This is a genomic window from Metabacillus malikii (assembly GCF_030813355.1).
Taxonomy (GTDB): domain Bacteria; phylum Bacillota; class Bacilli; order Bacillales; family Bacillaceae; genus Metabacillus; species Metabacillus malikii.
In genome coordinates, this window is the sequence record NZ_JAUSUD010000026.1 from 1 (window position 1) to 17,008 (window position 17,008).

A 17,008-nucleotide genomic window follows, 5' to 3' on the forward strand; every position below is an offset into this window, starting at 1 on the left:
CCGTTCCCATGCCGAACACGGAAGTTAAGCTCTTCAGCGCCGATGGTAGTTAGGGGCTTCCCCTTGTGAGAGTAGGACGTTGCCAGGTAGATATTATATTAATATTAGTAGTGACTTTATATTATCGCGGGGTGGAGCACGAACGAATAAGCTTCACTGAGGAACATAAGCACACCGATTGACAAATCGGGGTGGTCAGTATTAGGTAGTTTCTATATGCATAGAAGAACTTAGTACTTCATATTATCGCGGGGTGGAGCAGTCTGGTAGCTCGTCGGGCTCATAACCCGAAGGTCGCAGGTTCAAATCCTGTCCCCGCAACCAAAATTGGTCCGGTAGTTCAGTTGGTTAGAATGCCTGCCTGTCACGCAGGAGGTCGCGGGTTCGAGTCCCGTCCGGACCGCCATAAATACATAATTTACAACGAAACTACAATGTTTCGTTTTTTTTATGGCCAAAATCTAAATCTGAATGCATTTCTGCTCAAATTTGTAGAGCAGTTTATCCTACTGTGTATCTGGCTTTTTAATAAGGTTAAATTGATAAAACTTGGATAAACTCTTAATATAAGATAAACTAATAAGAGACTAGAAATCCTTAGGAAATAACATTCCTAAGGATTTTTCATACAAACTTTTTAGATTGGTTTTGATTATTATGGAAGAGTTCGAGTTTATTAGTAAAATTAAGCCAAAGAGAAAACATCATCGCACAGTTAAAGTTGGTATTGGTGATGATGCAGCAGTCTATGAGCCTAATAAAGCAATGAATCAAGTTGTATGTGTAGATACAATGGTAGAGGATGTTCATTTTCTAAAGGAAAAGTCATCACCAAGAGATATTGGTTATAAAGCATTAGCTGTTAATATTAGTGATATAGCCGCGATGGGAGCGATGCCTTTATATTATTTAGTATCTATCGCAATTCCAAATAGTTGGAACGAAGAAGAGCTCTTTGAAATATTTGCCGGTATGGAAGAGCTAGCAACTCAATATCAAATGGACTTACTCGGTGGAGATACTGTTGCTACAGGTAATAAATTAGTTATAACTGTAACGGTAATTGGTGAAGTTGAAGCAAATGTATCCTTGCTAAGAAGTAAAGCTAAAGATGGTGATGTCGTGTTTGTAACAGGAACATTAGGTGACTCATCGGCAGGTCTTGCTCTCTTACTAGACAATATTTCTATTGATAATACGTATATAAGAGATACATTATTGATGCGTCATAAACGACCAGTACCACAAGTTAGAGCAGGAAGATTGTTAGCCAAACTTGATCGGGCTTCGTTAAATGATATCAGTGACGGCTTAGCTAGTGAGTTACATGAGATAGCCGAGGCAAGTCAAGTAGGTATTGTTCTAAATAGAATAGATGTGCCAATAAGTAGTGAATTAGAAAGTGTTGCAGATAAATTCGATATTACAAAATGGGTACTTTACGGTGGAGAAGATTATCAATTAGTTGGTACTATATCTTTAGAATCATGGGATGAATTGATAAGGCTTTGTAATGATAGTAATATTAAAATGACGAAAATAGGATATGTTGATAAAAATTTAAGAGGTGTTTTTTCTAAAAAAGACGACCAATTAATACCGATAAATAAATTAGGATTTAACCACTTTAGATAAAATTAGGTGAATGAATGTGGAATCATATGTTATTCAAACAAATGCAGCTGAAGACACGATTACGGTTGCACAACGCTTAGCAAGATTATTGGAAGAAGGAATGGTTTTGACGCTCGAAGGTGATTTAGGAGCAGGTAAAACCACTTTTACGAAGGGGCTAGCTACTGGTCTTGGAATTAATCGAAATGTAAACAGCCCTACCTTTACAATAATTAAAGAGTATAAAAGTGGAAGACTGCCTTTATATCATATGGACGTTTATCGTTTAGATGATGAAGGTGAAGATTTAGGTTTCGAAGAATATTTTAATGGTGACGGAGTAACCGTTGTAGAATGGGCACACCTCATAGAAAATCAATTACCGACAGAAAGATTAAATATTACAATTAAGTATATTGAAGAATCTACAAGGAATCTCATCCTGACTCCATATGGTGATAAATATAATGAGATTTGTAAGGAGTTAACACATGAAGGCATTAGCAATTGATACGACCAATCTAGTATTAGGTGTAGCATTACTTGATAATGAAAAAGTTATCGGGGAGTATATTACAAACTTGAAAAAAAATCATTCAGTACGTGCGATGCCTGCGATTGAAGCATTATTAAATGATTGTGATGTAAATCCAAGTGAATTAGAAAAGATAGTTGTAGCAACAGGGCCTGGTTCTTATACAGGGGTAAGAATCGGTGTGTCAATCGCAAAGACGCTAGCCTGGTCTTTGCATATACCAATTGTAGGTGTTTCCAGTCTAGAAGTATTAGCTGCTAATGGCAGATACTTTAATGGAGTAATTTCACCATTGTTTGATGCAAGAAGAGGACAAGTCTATACCGGTTTATATGAATACAATGAAGGAAAACTGATAACGTTAAATGAGGATTGTAATCTCTTACTAACTGATTGGTTAGAAAAACTAAAAGGTTCGGGACAAAAAGTATTATTCCTAGGAAATGATGTTTCGATTCATAAAGATGTAATTCAAGAGATACTTGGTGAAAAAGCAGTAATCGGACATATGACATTGAACAATCCACGACCAAGTGAACTAGGGGTACTGGGTCTTCCTAAAGAAGCAGTTGATGTACATTCCCTTGTCCCTAACTATATTCGCTTAGCTGAAGCAGAAGCAAAATGGCTTGAACAGCAGAAATTAGATGGTGAAAGAATTGGAGAATGAATATGTCATTAGGGCGATGGGAAAGGATGATATAGAGGAAGTTTACCAAATTGAACTATTATCCTTTTCAACACCTTGGTCAAAGGATTCATTATATTATGAACTAGAACAAAATTTATTTGCTAAATATGTAGTCGTTGAATATAAAGGTAGGGTTATCGGTTATTGTGGCTTATGGGTGATAATGGATGATGCACAAATTACGAATATTGCTGTACATCCAGAGTATCGCGGGAAAAAAATTGGAGAAGCCCTATTACAATTTTCCTTGCAGTTAAGTAAAGAATTAGGTGCGAAAAGACTCTCATTAGAGGTAAGGGTTTCTAACCATATAGCTCAAGCTTTATATAAAAAGCTTGGTTTTGAAACAGGTGGCGTTAGAAAGAACTATTATACAGACAATTTAGAAGATGCTATAGTTATGTGGGTGAATATTGATGATTGATAAAGATCAGTATATTTTAGGGATAGAAACAAGTTGTGATGAAACTGCTGCAGCGATTATTAAAAATGGCCGTGAAATTGTAGCAAATGTTGTTTCCTCTCAAATTGATAGTCATAAGCGTTTTGGTGGAGTAGTACCGGAGATTGCTTCGAGACATCATGTTGAGCAATTAACGATTGTATTTGAAGAAACAATGAACAAGGCAAATTTACAATTTCAAGACTTGGATGCAGTGGCAGTAACGGAAGGACCAGGACTTGTTGGAGCACTATTAACTGGTATCAATGCAGCAAAGGCATTGGCCTTTTCTCATGGGTTGCCATTAGTAGGGGTTCATCATATTGCTGGGCATATTTACGCAAACCGTCTTGTTACAGAGATGAAATTTCCATTACTTGCATTAGTAGTTTCTGGCGGACACACAGAGCTCGTTTATATGAAGGAACATGCAAGCTTTGAAGTAATAGGAGAAACGTTAGATGATGCAGCCGGTGAAGCTTATGATAAAGTTGCAAGAACGTTAGGACTACCATATCCGGGTGGGCCACATATTGATAAACTTGCACATGAAGGTCAGCCATCTATTGATTTACCAAGAGCATGGCTTGGTGAAGGATCGTTTGACTTTAGTTTTAGTGGGCTTAAATCAGCTGTCATTAATACATTACATAATGCGAAGCAAAAAGGGATTGAATTAGAGCCAAAGGATATAGCTGCCAGCTTTCAACAGAGTGTAATCGATGTACTTGTTGGTAAAACTGCACAAGCTGTGGATAAATATGAAGTAAAACAGCTGTTAGTTGCAGGAGGAGTAGCAGCAAATAAAGGTTTACGAACAGCTTTAAATAATAAGTTTGCAAATAGTGATTTAGAATTAGTGATTCCTCCTCTGTCACTTTGTACAGATAATGCTGCAATGATTGCTGCAGCTGGAAGTGTTCTGTTTGAAAAGGGGAAAAGAAGTGATTTGTCATTAAATGCAAACCCTGGGTTAGAGCTTCTTCCTTCTTAGTCTCCTATTGTAGGGGACTTTTTTTGTTTTGCCGTTTTTTTAGTATTGGTGCATTTGTCGTCTTGGGTTGATTAAGGTTATCCACATAGTTATCCACGAGATTTGTTGAAGTGTGTAAAATGGTTGAAAATCCTGTCATACGTAGAAAAAAACAACCTGTGGATAAATAGGATAATAACATCGAAAAATGTGGATAATGTGTATAAGTCTGTTGATATGTTGAAAATAAAGGGGCTTTAGTGTGGATAAAAGTTAATTTTCACTATTAGGAAATTTATATTTTAAAAGTTTTTGTCGAAGTAAAAGGTTAACTCAAATTGAAGCTGTGAATAAGTTTGAGTTAACCTTTCATATTAATGTAATGTTTCCCACTCTGTCATCAATTCTTCTAGTTGTGTTTGCAGCTGTTCATTTTCAGTATTGATTTTCTGTACTTGCTCGTGGTCTTGGTAGACCTCTGGATCACAGAGTAATTGTTCATTTTCTTCAATTTTTTCTTCTATTTCACTTATTTGAAGTTCTATTTCTTCAATTTTCCGTTGTTTTTGCCGTTCGAGTTTCTTTAGTTCTTTTTCTTGTTGATAAGTAAGTTTACCAGTTGTTTCTGCTGCAGTTGCTTCTGCCGTTTTCTGTTCTTGTTTCTCCAATAACTCAAGTTCAAGCTGTTCTTCTTTTTTCATGACATAATAATCATAGTCACCTAGATACTCTGTTAGCATATTGCTAGATAGCTCGAACACTTTTGTGGCAATTCGATTGATGAAATATCTGTCATGCGACACAAAGAGTATTGTACCTGGATAATCAATTAGTGCATTTTCTAGGATTTCCTTACTGTCTAAATCGAGATGGTTTGTAGGCTCATCCAGTATAAGAAAATTTGCGTTTTGGAGCATAAGCTTTGATAATGCTAATCTTGCCTTTTCTCCCCCACTTAAAGAGGATACAGATTTTAAGACATCATCACCTGAAAAGAGGAAATTCCCGAGTACAGTACGGATTTCTTTTTCAGTTTTATTAGGATATTCATCCCATAGTTCATCAAGCACACGTTTATTTGAGGTTAAGTCTGCTTGTTGCTGATCATAGTAACCAATTTGGACATGTGTTCCTAGAGAGAAGGAACCAGTTAAGCTGTCTAACTTTTGTACGATTGATTTTAAAAGGGTAGACTTCCCGATCCCATTTGGACCTACTAAAGCGATGCTTTCACCTCGTGAGATCGAAAAGGAAATATTTGAAATAACAGGTTTATTAGGCTCATAAGATACAGATATATTTGTCGCCTTAAGAACGTCATTTCCACTTTGCCTTTCAATATCAAAATGAAAGTTTGCTGATTTCTCATCACCAAGCGGCTTATTCATTATATCCATCTTTTCAAGCTTTTTCCGTCTACTTTGAGCAAGCTTTGTTGTTGAGGCACGAGCTAGATTACGTTGGATAAAATCTTGTAATTTTGCTACCTCTTCTTGCTGTTTTTCATATGCTTTTAAGTCACGTTCATAGTTTTCGGCTTTATATTTTAAGTAACTACTGTAATTCCCGATATATTTCGTACTAGTATGCCGACTTATTTCATACACTTGTGTTACAATCTTATCGAGGAAATAACGGTCATGAGAAACAATAAGGATAGCCCCAGGATAACCTTGTAAATATTGCTCCAGCCAGGATAGCGTTTCGATATCTAGATGGTTTGTTGGTTCATCTAATATTAATAAGTCTGGGTTTGTCAGCAATAGCTTACCGAGTGCAAGTCTAGTTCTTTGGCCACCACTTAAAGAAGAAATAGTAGTTGCTGGGTCGAAGTTACTGAATCCTAGACCATGTAATACTGACCGAATATCAGCTTCATATTGATAACCACCTTGGTCTTTAAAGGCAACTTGTAGGGTGTCATATTCCTTTAGCAATTGTTCGAATTGTCGGGAATCCTGACTAGGATCTACGGTTGACATCTTATTTTCTAAGGTACGCATCTCTTTTTCCATTGATTGGAGATGTTTAAAAACGAGTAGCATCTCATCCCAAATTGATAATTTAGACTCAAGGCCAGTATCTTGTGCTAGATAACCGATCGTCACATCCTTAGGTTTTATCAAATCACCAGAGTCGTAAGACATTTGACCACCAATTATTTTTAAAAGTGTTGATTTGCCAGCGCCGTTACGACCGACAATCGCGATTTTGTCTCTAGTTTGTACTTCAAGCTTTATATTAGATAAAATAGGCTCAGCACCAAAAGATTTACTAAGCTGATTTACTTGTAATAGAATCATTATATTCACCTCTATCAATTCTTTAAGTGTAGCTTAATAAAAGCCAATCGGCAACAGAGATACATTAGACAAAGTTTTCTAGAACAGGTTTTCAGTTATGGTAGACTGATGGGGTGTAGTCGATAGAAAATCATTATCATTTTGGATAAATGTAAGAATTCATCAAAGAAGTTCACCTACGTGAGTGAAAAAGAGTATATAAGAGCTTAAGATGTGACGAATACATAGAAAAAATTAACGATCACAACAATATGTAAAAAATAAACAGTTTCCATATAATTGTCACATTCACGGAAAAGACAGATTGGAAAAAATAGTGTATAGTCTATTATAAGGGGTAGTGTATATGTCCGAATTTACACATTTTAATGAGCAAGGCAGAGCAAAAATGGTTGATATTTCAGAAAAAGATACAACTGTTCGAACTGCCCGAGCAAAAACTAGCATTGAAGTAGGTAAAGAGGTCTATGAAAAGATCCTCAATTATGAGATAGGGAAGGGTGATGTTCTTTCAGTAGCACAGGTAGCAGGTATTATGGCTGCAAAGCAAACATCACAAGTAATTCCTATGTGTCATCCTATCCCAATTAAAGGTGTCGATATAGAGTTTGAATGGAAAACAAATGACGCAAACTATGTACTTCATATTTTCTCAACTGTCAAAACAAAGGGTAGTACAGGGGTTGAGATGGAAGCGTTAACTGCTGCAAGTATTACAGCATTAACCGTTTATGATATGTGTAAAGCGATAGACAAGGGAATGGTCATTGGTCCTACTTATTTGAAATCGAAAACAGGTGGGAAAAATGGAGACTATTTTAGATAAAGTAGTGTGTTTCTTTAAGAGAAGCCATATAATAGACAGTAGACCATAATAAGTAGATTCCCGTACTCATTCGCATAAATGAAAAATATTACGATTAGTTGGTAGCTTAAGAGAAATAGGTAGAAGTTTTAACTAACAACCAATCAAACGACATGCCTTATGGATGAATGTGAGGGATAAAATGAATATTGAACAATCAAAGATACCGCAGGCAACTGCAAAGCGACTGCCATTATACTACAGATTTTTAAAAAATCTTCATTCCTCTGGGAAGCAGCGTGTTTCCTCAGCAGAGTTAAGTGATGCTGTAAAGGTAGATTCGGCAACAATTCGCCGGGATTTTTCTTATTTTGGAGCACTTGGTAAAAAAGGATATGGATACAATGTCAATTATTTATTATCCTTTTTCAGAAAAACATTAGATCAAGATGAAACAACGAATGTCTGTTTAATAGGTGTTGGTAATTTAGGGACCGCATTTTTGCATTATAATTTTACCAAAAATAATAACACAGTCATCTCACTTGCATTTGATGTTGATAAAGAGAAGATTGGCAAAGAAATTGGCGGAGTCCCGGTTTATGATTTAAATCAATTAGAAGAGTTTCTACCTGATGATGTCACAGTTGCGATTTTGACTGTGCCGGCAAATGTTGCACAAGCAATTACCGACAGATTAATTGTCAGAGGGATTAAAGGGATTCTAAACTTTACACCTGCTAGATTAAATGTTCCCGATAACATTCGAATCCATCATATTGATTTAGCGGTAGAGTTACAATCTCTCGTGTACTTTTTAAAACATTATCCAATAGAAGACAAATCGTAATGCATACATATAAAGGAGGTGGATGTCGATGAATTTAGGATTCGGCAGTATCGTATTAATCGTTTTTGTTGCTTTACTAATCTTTGGCCCAAAAAAGTTACCAGAACTAGGGAAAGCGGCAGGCAATACGTTGAGAGAGTTTAAACATGCAACAAAAGGTTTAGCAGATGATGATGATGACGACGTGAAAAAGAAAGAAAATAGGGAAGAAGTCAAGTAAGATAGGAATGAACCGATATGAAACAAAATGAAATGTCGGTCATTGAGCATATAACAGAGCTAAGAAAACGACTAATGATTGTTGTCGTTTTCTTTTTTCTAGCCGTAATCCTTGGCTTTTTGCTTTCTAGACCGATCATTGTATACTTGCAGCATACTGATGAGGCAAAAAATTTAACATTAAATGCGTTTAATTTAACAGACCCTTTAATGGTCTATATGAAATTTGCATTTATTATCGCTTTCGTCATTACTTCACCGATCATTTTATATCAACTATGGTCTTTTGTAAGTCCTGGTCTATACGAAAAGGAAAGACGAGTAACACTAAGCTATATCCCGATTTCACTTGGTTTATTTTTAATAGGTGTATCTTTCGCATATTTTATCCTATTCCCATTTGTAGTAGATTTTATGGAGAGAATTTCAACAGACTTAGAAATCAATCAAGTGATTGGGATTAATGAGTATTTTACTTTTCTATTACAATTAGTCATCCCTTTTGGAATATTATTTCAGTTACCTGTAGTCATTATGTTTCTTACTAGACTTGGAATTGTCACACCGATGTTTTTGTCAAAGATAAGAAAATATGCTTACTTTGTATTACTTGTTATCGCGGCATTCATTACACCGCCGGAGTTAACATCACATTTAATGGTGTCGATACCAATGTTTATTTTATATGAAATTAGTATATGGATATCAAGAATTTCATATCGTAAAGCTCAAAAGGTTAAATTTGAAGAAGAGAATAAAAATAAATGAGACTGAATTCAAACTCAGTCTCATTTTTTCTTATTTTGATCCTTCACTTTTTTTGACAATAGGAACATTCTGATGGCAACACCAATATCAAATGTAGCAAATAACATAAGTAGAATCGTCGGAAAGGTAAAGAGTCCTTCCCGTGCACTGTTAATTGCTAAGTAAATAAAGATTAACCCCATCACAAAATAAAATATTCCCATGGAAATAGGGTTCACTCTCACAATAAAATGCCTCCAATAATCACTTGTAACTGTTCCATTTGCTCTAATCTTTCCAGATATTCCTCAATCTTATCTTTGAAGAGGACTTGGGTAACGACAACTAATGTATTCATCGAAACATGCGCAATAATTGGTACGATAATTCGTTTTGTTCTCACATAGAGAAAGGCAAACGTAAAGCCCATTGCTGCGTATAATAATAAATGTTCAAATTCGCCATGAAGAAGAGAGAATAATAGTGAACTAATAATGGCTGCAATGAAAAAGTTCGTTCTGTTATAAAGTCCACCGAAGATAATTTTACGGAAAATAATTTCCTCTAGTATTGGACCTATAATCGATGTAACGATGATAACGAGTGGTGAGGCTTGGATTAGTTTAACGATATTTTGGGTGTTTTCTGAACCCGGTTCGACACCAAATAGAGCAATTTCTATATTTGCTGCAATGACTTGCGAAAAGAGTGCGAGAAAAATCCCACCAAATGCCCAAAGGCTCGAGATAAGTATTGATGAGGGTTCTCCACCACGTAGGGAGTTACCATCTGTACGTTCATTTCTTAGTAAGTACAATGTGATAATAAGAGCAAGCGTAAAACTGACAATTGTCCAATTTGCAATATACTCGGCCCGCGATTCACCAATACGTAAATACTCAAATAATTCAATGCCGAAAATCCCAGAAAATTGCATAACCATATATGTAAGGATAATGAACCAATAGTTCTTTTTCATACATACCTCCTTAAAATTAACGATTTATAGAGTGAGTCATTTATTAGTTATATTAACTTCATAGTACAAATAAAGCTAACCATACCCAAAACATATTGTAACATACCTTTTCATAACCAATTGTATGTTAAGTGTTATTAAATTAGACAAGTAGGTTTATTTTTATCATATAATAGACATAATTTAGTAGGTAAGTTTCTAAAAAAAATTTTAACTTCAGACTTGAAATTGATAGAAATCTTATATAATATATAAATTGTGTTAGCACTCAATGATGATGAGTGCTAATAAAAAGGAAAATTTATCATAATTACAAGAAATTTGAGGAGGTTGTTTCACTTGTTAAAGCCATTAGGTGATCGCGTTATTATCGAGTTAGTTGAATCAGAAGAAAAAACTGCTAGTGGTATCGTTCTTCCAGATAGTGCGAAAGAAAAGCCACAAGAAGGAAAAGTCGTTGCTGTTGGTACAGGTCGTGTTCTAGACAACGGAGAAAAAGTAGCTCTTGAAGTAGCAGAAGGCGATCGTATTATCTTCTCAAAATATGCTGGTACTGAAGTGAAATATGAAGGTACTGAATACTTAATTTTACGTGAAAGCGACATTTTAGCTGTAATCGGATAAGGATACAGCACTATATCATAGAATCTATTTTTAAAAATTTGAGGAGGTCTAGTTTAAATGGCAAAAGATATTAAATTTAGCGAAGAAGCTCGTCGTTCAATGTTACGCGGTGTAGACGCGTTAGCAGATGCTGTTAAAGTTACATTAGGACCAAAAGGACGTAACGTCGTATTAGAAAAGAAATTCGGTTCACCTTTAATCACTAATGACGGTGTAACGATTGCAAAAGAAATTGAATTAGAAGATGCATTTGAAAACATGGGTGCTAAATTAGTTGCTGAAGTAGCGAGCAAAACAAACGATGTTGCTGGTGACGGTACAACTACTGCAACAGTATTAGCACAAGCAATGATCCGTGAAGGATTAAAGAACGTAACAGCTGGAGCTAATCCAATGGTTGTTCGTAAAGGAATCGAGAAAGCAGTTGCTGTTGCAATTGAAGAGCTTAAAGCAATTTCTAAACCAATCGAAGGTAAAGAGTCAATTGCACAAGTTGCAGCAATCTCTGCAGCTGATGAAGAAGTAGGTCAATTAATTGCAGAAGCAATGGAACGCGTTGGTAACGACGGTGTTATCACAATCGAAGAATCTAAAGGCTTCTCTACTGAACTAGAAGTCGTAGAAGGTATGCAATTTGACCGTGGTTATGCATCACCATACATGGTAACTGATTCTGACAAAATGGAAGCAGTTCTAGAAAACCCATATGTATTAATCACTGACAAAAAAATCACAAACATCCAAGAAATCTTACCTGTTCTAGAACAAGTTGTTCAACAAGGTAAGCCACTAGTATTAATCGCTGAAGATGTTGAAGGTGAAGCATTAGCTACATTAGTAGTTAACAAACTACGTGGAACATTCAATGCTGTAGCTGTTAAAGCTCCAGGATTCGGTGACCGTCGTAAAGCAATGCTAGAAGACATCGCAATCTTAACTGGCGGTGAAGTAATCACTGAAGACTTAGGTTTAGACCTTAAATCAGCTTCAATCGAACAATTAGGTCGCGCTTCTAAAATTGTTGTGACAAAAGAAAATACAACAATCGTTGAAGGTGCTGGAGATGCAAGCCAAATCTCAAGCCGTGTTGGCCAAATCCGTGCTCAAATCGAAGAAACAACCTCTGAATTTGACAGAGAAAAATTACAAGAGCGCCTAGCAAAATTAGCTGGCGGTGTAGCAGTAATCAAAGTTGGTGCTGCAACTGAAACAGAATTAAAAGAACGTAAACTACGCATCGAAGACGCACTTAACTCTACTCGCGCAGCAGTAGAAGAAGGTATCGTTTCTGGTGGTGGTACAGCACTCGTTAACGTATACAACAAAGTAGCGGAAATCCAAGAAGAAGGCGACACTCAAACAGGTGTTAACATCATCCTACGTGCACTTGAAGAGCCAGTACGTCAAATCTCACACAATGCAGGCCTTGAAGGTTCTGTAATCGTTGACCGCTTGAAGAAAGAAGAAGTTGGCATCGGCTTCAACGCTGCTAACGGCGAGTGGGTAAACATGTTCGACGCAGGTATCGTAGACCCAACTAAAGTAACTCGTTCTGCATTACAAAACGCAGCAAGTGTTGCAGCTATGTTCTTAACAACTGAAGCTGTTATCGCTGACAAGCCTGAAGAAGGCGGCGCTGGCGGCGGAATGCCTGACATGGGCGGCATGGGCGGTATGGGCGGCATGATGTAATCTGCCACTCAAACCCTTGGTATGACTGGGTTTGTTGGTAAGGTGAGAGTGGAATGCTAACATTTTGCTAACATTGAGGTAAATTAACGGAGGCTTCTCATGAGTTCACTGAACTTTTGAGAGGCTTCTTTTTTCATTTCTTGGGTGACATGAAGGTACACATTTTTCGTAATTTAATCAGCAGTGTGACCAAGCCTATCCATGATTTGTTCTAATGATACACCAGCCTCAGCAAGAAGAGATGTATGTGTATGGCGTAACGAATGCGGTGTTAACTCTGGATTCAGTCCCGCAATTTTAAACAGTCTTCCCGTTCTGTTTTGACAATTCTTGATAACGATGGGATAGCCATGTTGGAGCTCTGTTTTTGCAAAAATAAAATCTTTGTTATAGTAAGAATCCCCTAGTCGTTTATTTACCTCGTCTTGTGCTTGCTTATGCTGTTTCAAAGTGTTTATCACCTCTTCATCCACAATAATTCTTCTTCGCGACTTCCTTGTCTTTGGGAAGGAGTTGATATTGAAACGTGTTATTTATCTCGTTGTAATAGGTTTTGGTTATGCTGGTTGTATGGTTTACGAAGTTGATATCTTTCCATTTTTGGAGCAACTAATTCACCTACTCGAATGCCTGTGTACGAAAGAATTAGGAACATCAAGTAGTAATGCTCAAGTCCATTATGCATAGCTGTATTTAGAAACAGAGCAAGTTCCCCTTTTTCAAGATATTTGGGAATTTCCTCTTCTTCCAGCTGTTCAATTGTTTTCTTATCTTTTTTCAGATAGGCAATTTCTGTTGGATCTTTTTTAATCATCTCCATTTCTAATGCTTTTCGAAAGATCATTCTTCCTGTTCGGTATAGTAATGGTAGATATGTTGCTAATATCTAAAAGTTTCTCTTGATAGTTGGATACAAATCTATCAACAAGTGTCCTAGCAGTAGTAAAAGTATCTAAATTTATCATCGGATATACATGGGGTAGTAATTGATCAATAAATTGATCCTCAATAACTATAGAAATGAAATCATTAAATAAGGTAATAATTATTTCACTTTTGTTCTCATTAATTGCATAGATTACCTTTCCATCCTCTTTAATCCTTGTATCCTCCAATGATACTTGAAGGAAATTGCTTCCGTGCGTCATCTGTACGTGAACGAATATTTTCTCCTTCAATTTGTCTAAACATGCCATAGAACGACTCTAGAGCCAACTTATTTCTAAATGGTGGTTCATTTACTAGCGGTGTAGATAACTTCCACACCATGTTTAATAAAGACGTTTGTGATATCTACGAATTCATAAAAGTTTCTAGCAAAACGATCACGTTTATATCCAATTACTTTCTTAACTCTGGTCTCTGACTCATTTTTAATTTTGTCGCAGAAACGTCATGATCAGATAGATAAATAATGAAATCCTCGTTTCCAGTTAAATTTTGCGATTCGAGATATCTTCTCGCTGCAGCATCCTGCAGTTTAAGGCTTTGTGCATCTGAACTAACACGTTGATAAACAACAATTAGTTGTTTTTCCATCATGAAAACTTCCTTTCTATAATTATTTATTTTCTACTAATCAGTAAAGCACGAAGTCTATAGTCATCTTTTATAATGCGATATTGTTTGTTCATACTATCCTCTCCAGTCTATTTTTTTGTAATCATCTTTGACTGTAGGGGAATTATTTATACGTTACTTGGCTTTAGCTGACTTTATTTGTTCCATTTCTATTTCTAGCGATAACTGGACACCATCCGTTCGCTTAGTTCCTTGATTCTTTCTTGGCTTAATGATCACTTTTGTTTCATAACCGGGAATTTGAAGCTTCTTTATAATCTTGTCATACTGTAGTTCCTGTAGGTGGGAGAACAAATGAGTGATAGTTTTAGAGATTTCAACACCTTCACAGTGGGATAGATATCGTTTATACCAGTCATTATTGGAGTTATTTTTATTGTTCTCCACTTGGGAGTCCTCCTTTCTATAGGGTTTTTAATTTAATGCTCTTGTCCTCAAGCGTTAATCATCTTACTTTTAAAAAGATGATATTCGAATAGCTAAAATATATATTTTTAATTTTAGTTACTTGAAATGGCTAATAGCAAAGATGTTTTGGGATTATTTTTAATCCTTAATCGGAATGTAGATGATTAGTGGGGGTTAGATAATGATTAAATTTTGAGTAGGTGGAAATAATAAATATTATCGAATGATTGCAATAAGGGCATTAAAGAGAAAAATCCAGCACTAATTTAAGTGCTGGATTTTTCTGTTATTTATATAAAATTATAATACGAAAACCTTATGAGTACTATCTAGATCAATTAGTTTACTTAATCCGATCCCATTGTTTATGGCAATCTGGACATTCCCATTTTGTCACTCTATCTTCTTCCAAACTAGAAATTGCAAATTTTTCTTGAGCCGTGAGTAGCATTACCATAATGTTACGTAATTCTTTAGGTAGGGGTTCACATTGTAAGCTTACGTTACAATAAGGACAATATTCAATTCTGCCATCCATTTATTTCACCCTTTAGTGGAGGAAATGCAAAAGTATCCCCTCTGACTAAACTACAAGTTGCACTAACAACGTTAATATCGTTTATATCGTGATGTAGTAACATGAACACATAAATTTGAATAAGAGGATTATTCCGATGAGGAATTAGTAGCTGAGAAAGGGGGGAGTATGTTAGTTTGTTCTTATTTTCATTAAGGATTAATTGGAACCAAAATCTGAAGTGCACCCCAAAAGTTGGAACGTAAAATCTAACTTTTGGGGTGCACTACATCTGTCCCTCTGACCTATTATCTTACAAAGATTATCTAGTGAACAGTTCAAAAGCCGTGGTATGGGAGAAAGTCAGGTTTTGTAAAAAAAGGGTAATTTTATGGTAAAAAAACCATAAAATTTAGTAGATTTCTAATTCTTTTTGTCGTTACATGTTGAAAAAACAATTCAAAGTCCCTATCCTCTACGGAGGATATTTCGCTATAATTATAATTGTTTACTTTTTTGGAATATTTATACGGTTAGAATATCGTTTAATTAGAACCATGATTTACTAAGGGAGTCATACAGTGGGAATAACGGACTTGTTTTTATTGAGCATGATTAACTACGATGTATATCATGATTCAAAAAAATTTTAAAGAAGAAACTTTAAAGAATAATTTCAAATAGGATTGGTGAATGAACATGTATAGAACAATAATGAAATCAAAAATCCATTGTGCACGTGTAACCGAATCAAATCTTAACTATGTAGGGAGTATTACCATTGATAGTGAAATTATTGAGGCATTGGGGATTTTACCCAATGAAAAAGTACAAATTGTGAATAATAATAATGGTGCACGTTTTGAAACCTACGTCATACCTGGACCGCCGGGAAAAAAGGATATTTGTTTAAATGGTGCTGCTGCAAGACTTGTGCAAGAAGGAGATGTCGTGATCATTATCTCTTATGCACTGGTTCATGAAGATGAGTTGGCTAATTTCCGTTCAAATATTGCCATTATGGATGAAGAAAATAATATTACGCAATTGATTAATAATGAATTACCGCACAGTGTGATATAAATGGAACCGTTAGAAAATGAAGTATTCCGTGTTGAGTCAGTCTATAAACAATTTAAAAAAGGAAAGGTAGCTAACTCAAATATTTCTTTTACCATTCGTAAAGGGGAGATTTTCGGATTATTAGGACCAAATGGTGCGGGGAAATCAACCCTAATTAAACAAATGGTCGGGCAATTAAAACCCACTAGCGGGAAGATATTTTTATATGGAAAAGATGTTCTGGAAGATAGTTATTATGTTATGAATCATGTGTCTTACTATTCACAGGAAACATTTGCTTTAAATAAACTTAAAGTTTATGAAGCGATCTATTTTACTTCCATGCTGAGAAGCGTTAGACATCAGGAAGCAAAGAAAGAAACAGCGGCACTGATTGAAAAATTAGGTTTAACGAAACAGCGGAATATGATTGTGAAAAACTTATCTGGAGGACAAAGAAGAATGGTCGGCTTTGCTACTTGTCTAACAGGAAACCTGCCAATTATCATCCTAGATGAGCCAACCAATGATTTGGATCCAGTTAAACGAAACTTAATTTGGAGCATTCTGCAAGAGAAAAATCGTGAACAAGGCACAACGATTATTTTGGTTACTCACAATCTATTAGAAGCAGAAAAAATAGTGGACCGTGTTGCGATTATTAATCACGGGAAAGTTTTAGCGCTAGATTCTATTGGGAGACTAAAGCAAAATGTGGATCAGAGATATAAGCTCGAAATATCTACGATTCTAGGGGGAGATAATAAAATTAAAACCGATATGTCGAAATACGGTGAAATCCAAGCTATAACGGAAAATCGTTTTAGAGTATTGATACCAAAAGAAAACTTACATAGTGTCATAGGTGAAATCATTCAGTATTTAGAGGCGGTCCGTTGTGATGAGTATCGAATTATACCGCCAAGCCTTGAAGATGTGTATCTACATTATGAGGAAAGAGTCTGA

General features: G+C 35.8%; 20 protein-coding genes, 2 tRNA genes, 1 rRNA gene and 1 pseudogene. 16 read left to right on the forward strand and 8 right to left on the reverse strand.

The genetic code is table 11. The annotated features are described in order from the left end of the window. The 8 genes from rrf to tsaD form a co-directional block, all read left to right on the forward strand. Nucleotides 1-88: ribosomal RNA gene (gene rrf / locus J2S19_RS19505) — 5S ribosomal RNA — on the forward strand; the annotation flags it as partial. A 159-nt stretch (nucleotides 89-247) separates the two neighbouring features. Continuing rightward, a tRNA-Met gene (locus J2S19_RS19510) sits at nucleotides 248-324 on the forward strand. Between the two features lie 5 nt (nucleotides 325-329). Further along, nucleotides 330-406, forward strand: a tRNA-Asp gene (locus J2S19_RS19515). Nucleotides 407-657: 251 nt separating this feature from the next. Next, nucleotides 658-1,635, forward strand: coding sequence for a thiamine-phosphate kinase (gene thiL / locus J2S19_RS19520; protein WP_307345348.1), 978 nt, complete (start codon nucleotides 658-660; stop codon nucleotides 1,633-1,635). A gap of 16 nt (nucleotides 1,636-1,651) precedes the next feature. After that, nucleotides 1,652-2,125 carry a tRNA (adenosine(37)-N6)-threonylcarbamoyltransferase complex ATPase subunit type 1 TsaE gene (gene tsaE, locus J2S19_RS19525; protein WP_307345351.1) on the forward strand — a complete coding sequence of 158 codons (474 nt, stop codon included), beginning with the start codon at nucleotides 1,652-1,654 and terminating at the stop codon, nucleotides 2,123-2,125. Continuing rightward, entirely contained in the window at nucleotides 2,106-2,819 is a 714-nt protein-coding gene (tsaB, locus tag J2S19_RS19530) for a tRNA (adenosine(37)-N6)-threonylcarbamoyltransferase complex dimerization subunit type 1 TsaB (protein WP_307345354.1), read from the forward strand. Before tsaE ends, tsaB begins: the two co-directional genes overlap by 20 nt. Further along, nucleotides 2,809-3,264: a ribosomal protein S18-alanine N-acetyltransferase gene (rimI, locus tag J2S19_RS19535; protein WP_370875179.1), complete on the forward strand. Its 456-nt coding sequence runs from the start codon at nucleotides 2,809-2,811 to the stop codon at nucleotides 3,262-3,264. Before tsaB ends, rimI begins: the two co-directional genes overlap by 11 nt. Then, nucleotides 3,257-4,276, forward strand: a complete 1,020-nt coding sequence (tsaD, locus tag J2S19_RS19540; RefSeq protein WP_370875180.1) for a tRNA (adenosine(37)-N6)-threonylcarbamoyltransferase complex transferase subunit TsaD — start codon at nucleotides 3,257-3,259, stop codon at nucleotides 4,274-4,276. The genes rimI and tsaD overlap by 8 nt, the downstream gene beginning before the upstream one ends. 353 nt (nucleotides 4,277-4,629) lie before the next feature. Here tsaD and J2S19_RS19545 read toward each other — a convergent pair whose 3' ends face one another. After that, nucleotides 4,630-6,558 (reverse strand): ABC-F family ATP-binding cassette domain-containing protein, encoded by a 1,929-nt coding sequence (locus J2S19_RS19545; RefSeq protein ID WP_307345362.1) that lies wholly within the window; start codon nucleotides 6,556-6,558, stop codon nucleotides 4,630-4,632. Between the two features lie 346 nt (nucleotides 6,559-6,904). Here J2S19_RS19545 and moaC point away from each other — a divergent pair, with 346 nt between their 5' ends. The 4 genes from moaC (at nucleotide 6,905) to tatC (ending at nucleotide 9,200) form a co-directional block, all read left to right on the forward strand. Continuing rightward, entirely contained in the window at nucleotides 6,905-7,384 is a 480-nt protein-coding gene (moaC, locus tag J2S19_RS19550; RefSeq protein WP_307345367.1) for a cyclic pyranopterin monophosphate synthase MoaC, read from the forward strand. Between the two features lie 181 nt (nucleotides 7,385-7,565). Further along, nucleotides 7,566-8,213, forward strand: coding sequence for a redox-sensing transcriptional repressor Rex (locus J2S19_RS19555; protein WP_307345370.1), 648 nt, complete (start codon nucleotides 7,566-7,568; stop codon nucleotides 8,211-8,213). 28 nt (nucleotides 8,214-8,241) lie between these two features. Continuing rightward, entirely contained in the window at nucleotides 8,242-8,433 is a 192-nt protein-coding gene (locus J2S19_RS19560) for a twin-arginine translocase TatA/TatE family subunit (RefSeq protein ID WP_307345373.1), read from the forward strand. Nucleotides 8,434-8,450: 17 nt separating this feature from the next. Further along, entirely contained in the window at nucleotides 8,451-9,200 is a 750-nt protein-coding gene (gene tatC / locus J2S19_RS19565; protein WP_307345375.1) for a twin-arginine translocase subunit TatC, read from the forward strand. 20 nt (nucleotides 9,201-9,220) lie between these two features. Here the strand turns inward: tatC and J2S19_RS19570 are convergent, their stop codons facing one another. Both J2S19_RS19570 and J2S19_RS19575 read right to left on the reverse strand, forming a co-directional pair. Further along, nucleotides 9,221-9,424, reverse strand: coding sequence for a DUF4305 domain-containing protein (locus tag J2S19_RS19570; protein WP_307345378.1), 204 nt, complete (start codon nucleotides 9,422-9,424; stop codon nucleotides 9,221-9,223). Continuing rightward, entirely contained in the window at nucleotides 9,421-10,158 is a 738-nt protein-coding gene (locus tag J2S19_RS19575; RefSeq protein WP_307345380.1) for a CPBP family intramembrane glutamic endopeptidase, read from the reverse strand. The genes J2S19_RS19570 and J2S19_RS19575 overlap by 4 nt, the downstream gene beginning before the upstream one ends. A gap of 339 nt (nucleotides 10,159-10,497) precedes the next feature. Here J2S19_RS19575 and groES point away from each other — a divergent pair, with 339 nt between their 5' ends. Then, nucleotides 10,498-10,782: a co-chaperone GroES gene (gene groES, locus J2S19_RS19580; RefSeq protein WP_095302236.1), complete on the forward strand. Its 285-nt coding sequence runs from the start codon at nucleotides 10,498-10,500 to the stop codon at nucleotides 10,780-10,782. A gap of 57 nt (nucleotides 10,783-10,839) precedes the next feature. Then, entirely contained in the window at nucleotides 10,840-12,474 is a 1,635-nt protein-coding gene (gene groL, locus J2S19_RS19585) for a chaperonin GroEL (RefSeq protein WP_307345382.1), read from the forward strand. A 173-nt stretch (nucleotides 12,475-12,647) separates the two neighbouring features. Here groL and J2S19_RS19590 read toward each other — a convergent pair whose 3' ends face one another. From J2S19_RS19590 to J2S19_RS19610, 5 genes and pseudogenes are all read right to left on the reverse strand, one after another. Further along, nucleotides 12,648-12,923, reverse strand: a complete 276-nt coding sequence (locus J2S19_RS19590) for a tyrosine-type recombinase/integrase (protein ID WP_307345384.1) — start codon at nucleotides 12,921-12,923, stop codon at nucleotides 12,648-12,650. Between the two features lie 80 nt (nucleotides 12,924-13,003). Beyond that, entirely contained in the window at nucleotides 13,004-13,294 is a 291-nt protein-coding gene (locus tag J2S19_RS19595) for a site-specific integrase (protein WP_307345386.1), read from the reverse strand. After that, nucleotides 13,281-13,670: a hypothetical protein gene (locus tag J2S19_RS19600; RefSeq protein WP_307345389.1), complete on the reverse strand. Its 390-nt coding sequence runs from the start codon at nucleotides 13,668-13,670 to the stop codon at nucleotides 13,281-13,283. The genes J2S19_RS19595 and J2S19_RS19600 overlap by 14 nt, the downstream gene beginning before the upstream one ends. Before the next feature lie 38 nt (nucleotides 13,671-13,708). Beyond that, nucleotides 13,709-14,016 (reverse strand): annotated as a pseudogene (locus J2S19_RS23850) (recombinase family protein). Nucleotides 14,017-14,169: 153 nt separating this feature from the next. Continuing rightward, entirely contained in the window at nucleotides 14,170-14,442 is a 273-nt protein-coding gene (locus tag J2S19_RS19610; RefSeq protein ID WP_307345395.1) for a hypothetical protein, read from the reverse strand. 1,237 nt (nucleotides 14,443-15,679) lie between these two features. Here J2S19_RS19610 and panD point away from each other — a divergent pair. Next, entirely contained in the window at nucleotides 15,680-16,063 is a 384-nt protein-coding gene (gene panD / locus J2S19_RS19615; protein ID WP_307345398.1) for an aspartate 1-decarboxylase, read from the forward strand. Further along, a complete protein-coding gene (locus tag J2S19_RS19620) occupies nucleotides 16,064-17,008 on the forward strand; it encodes an ABC transporter ATP-binding protein (protein WP_307345402.1) in 945 nt (314 codons plus the stop codon).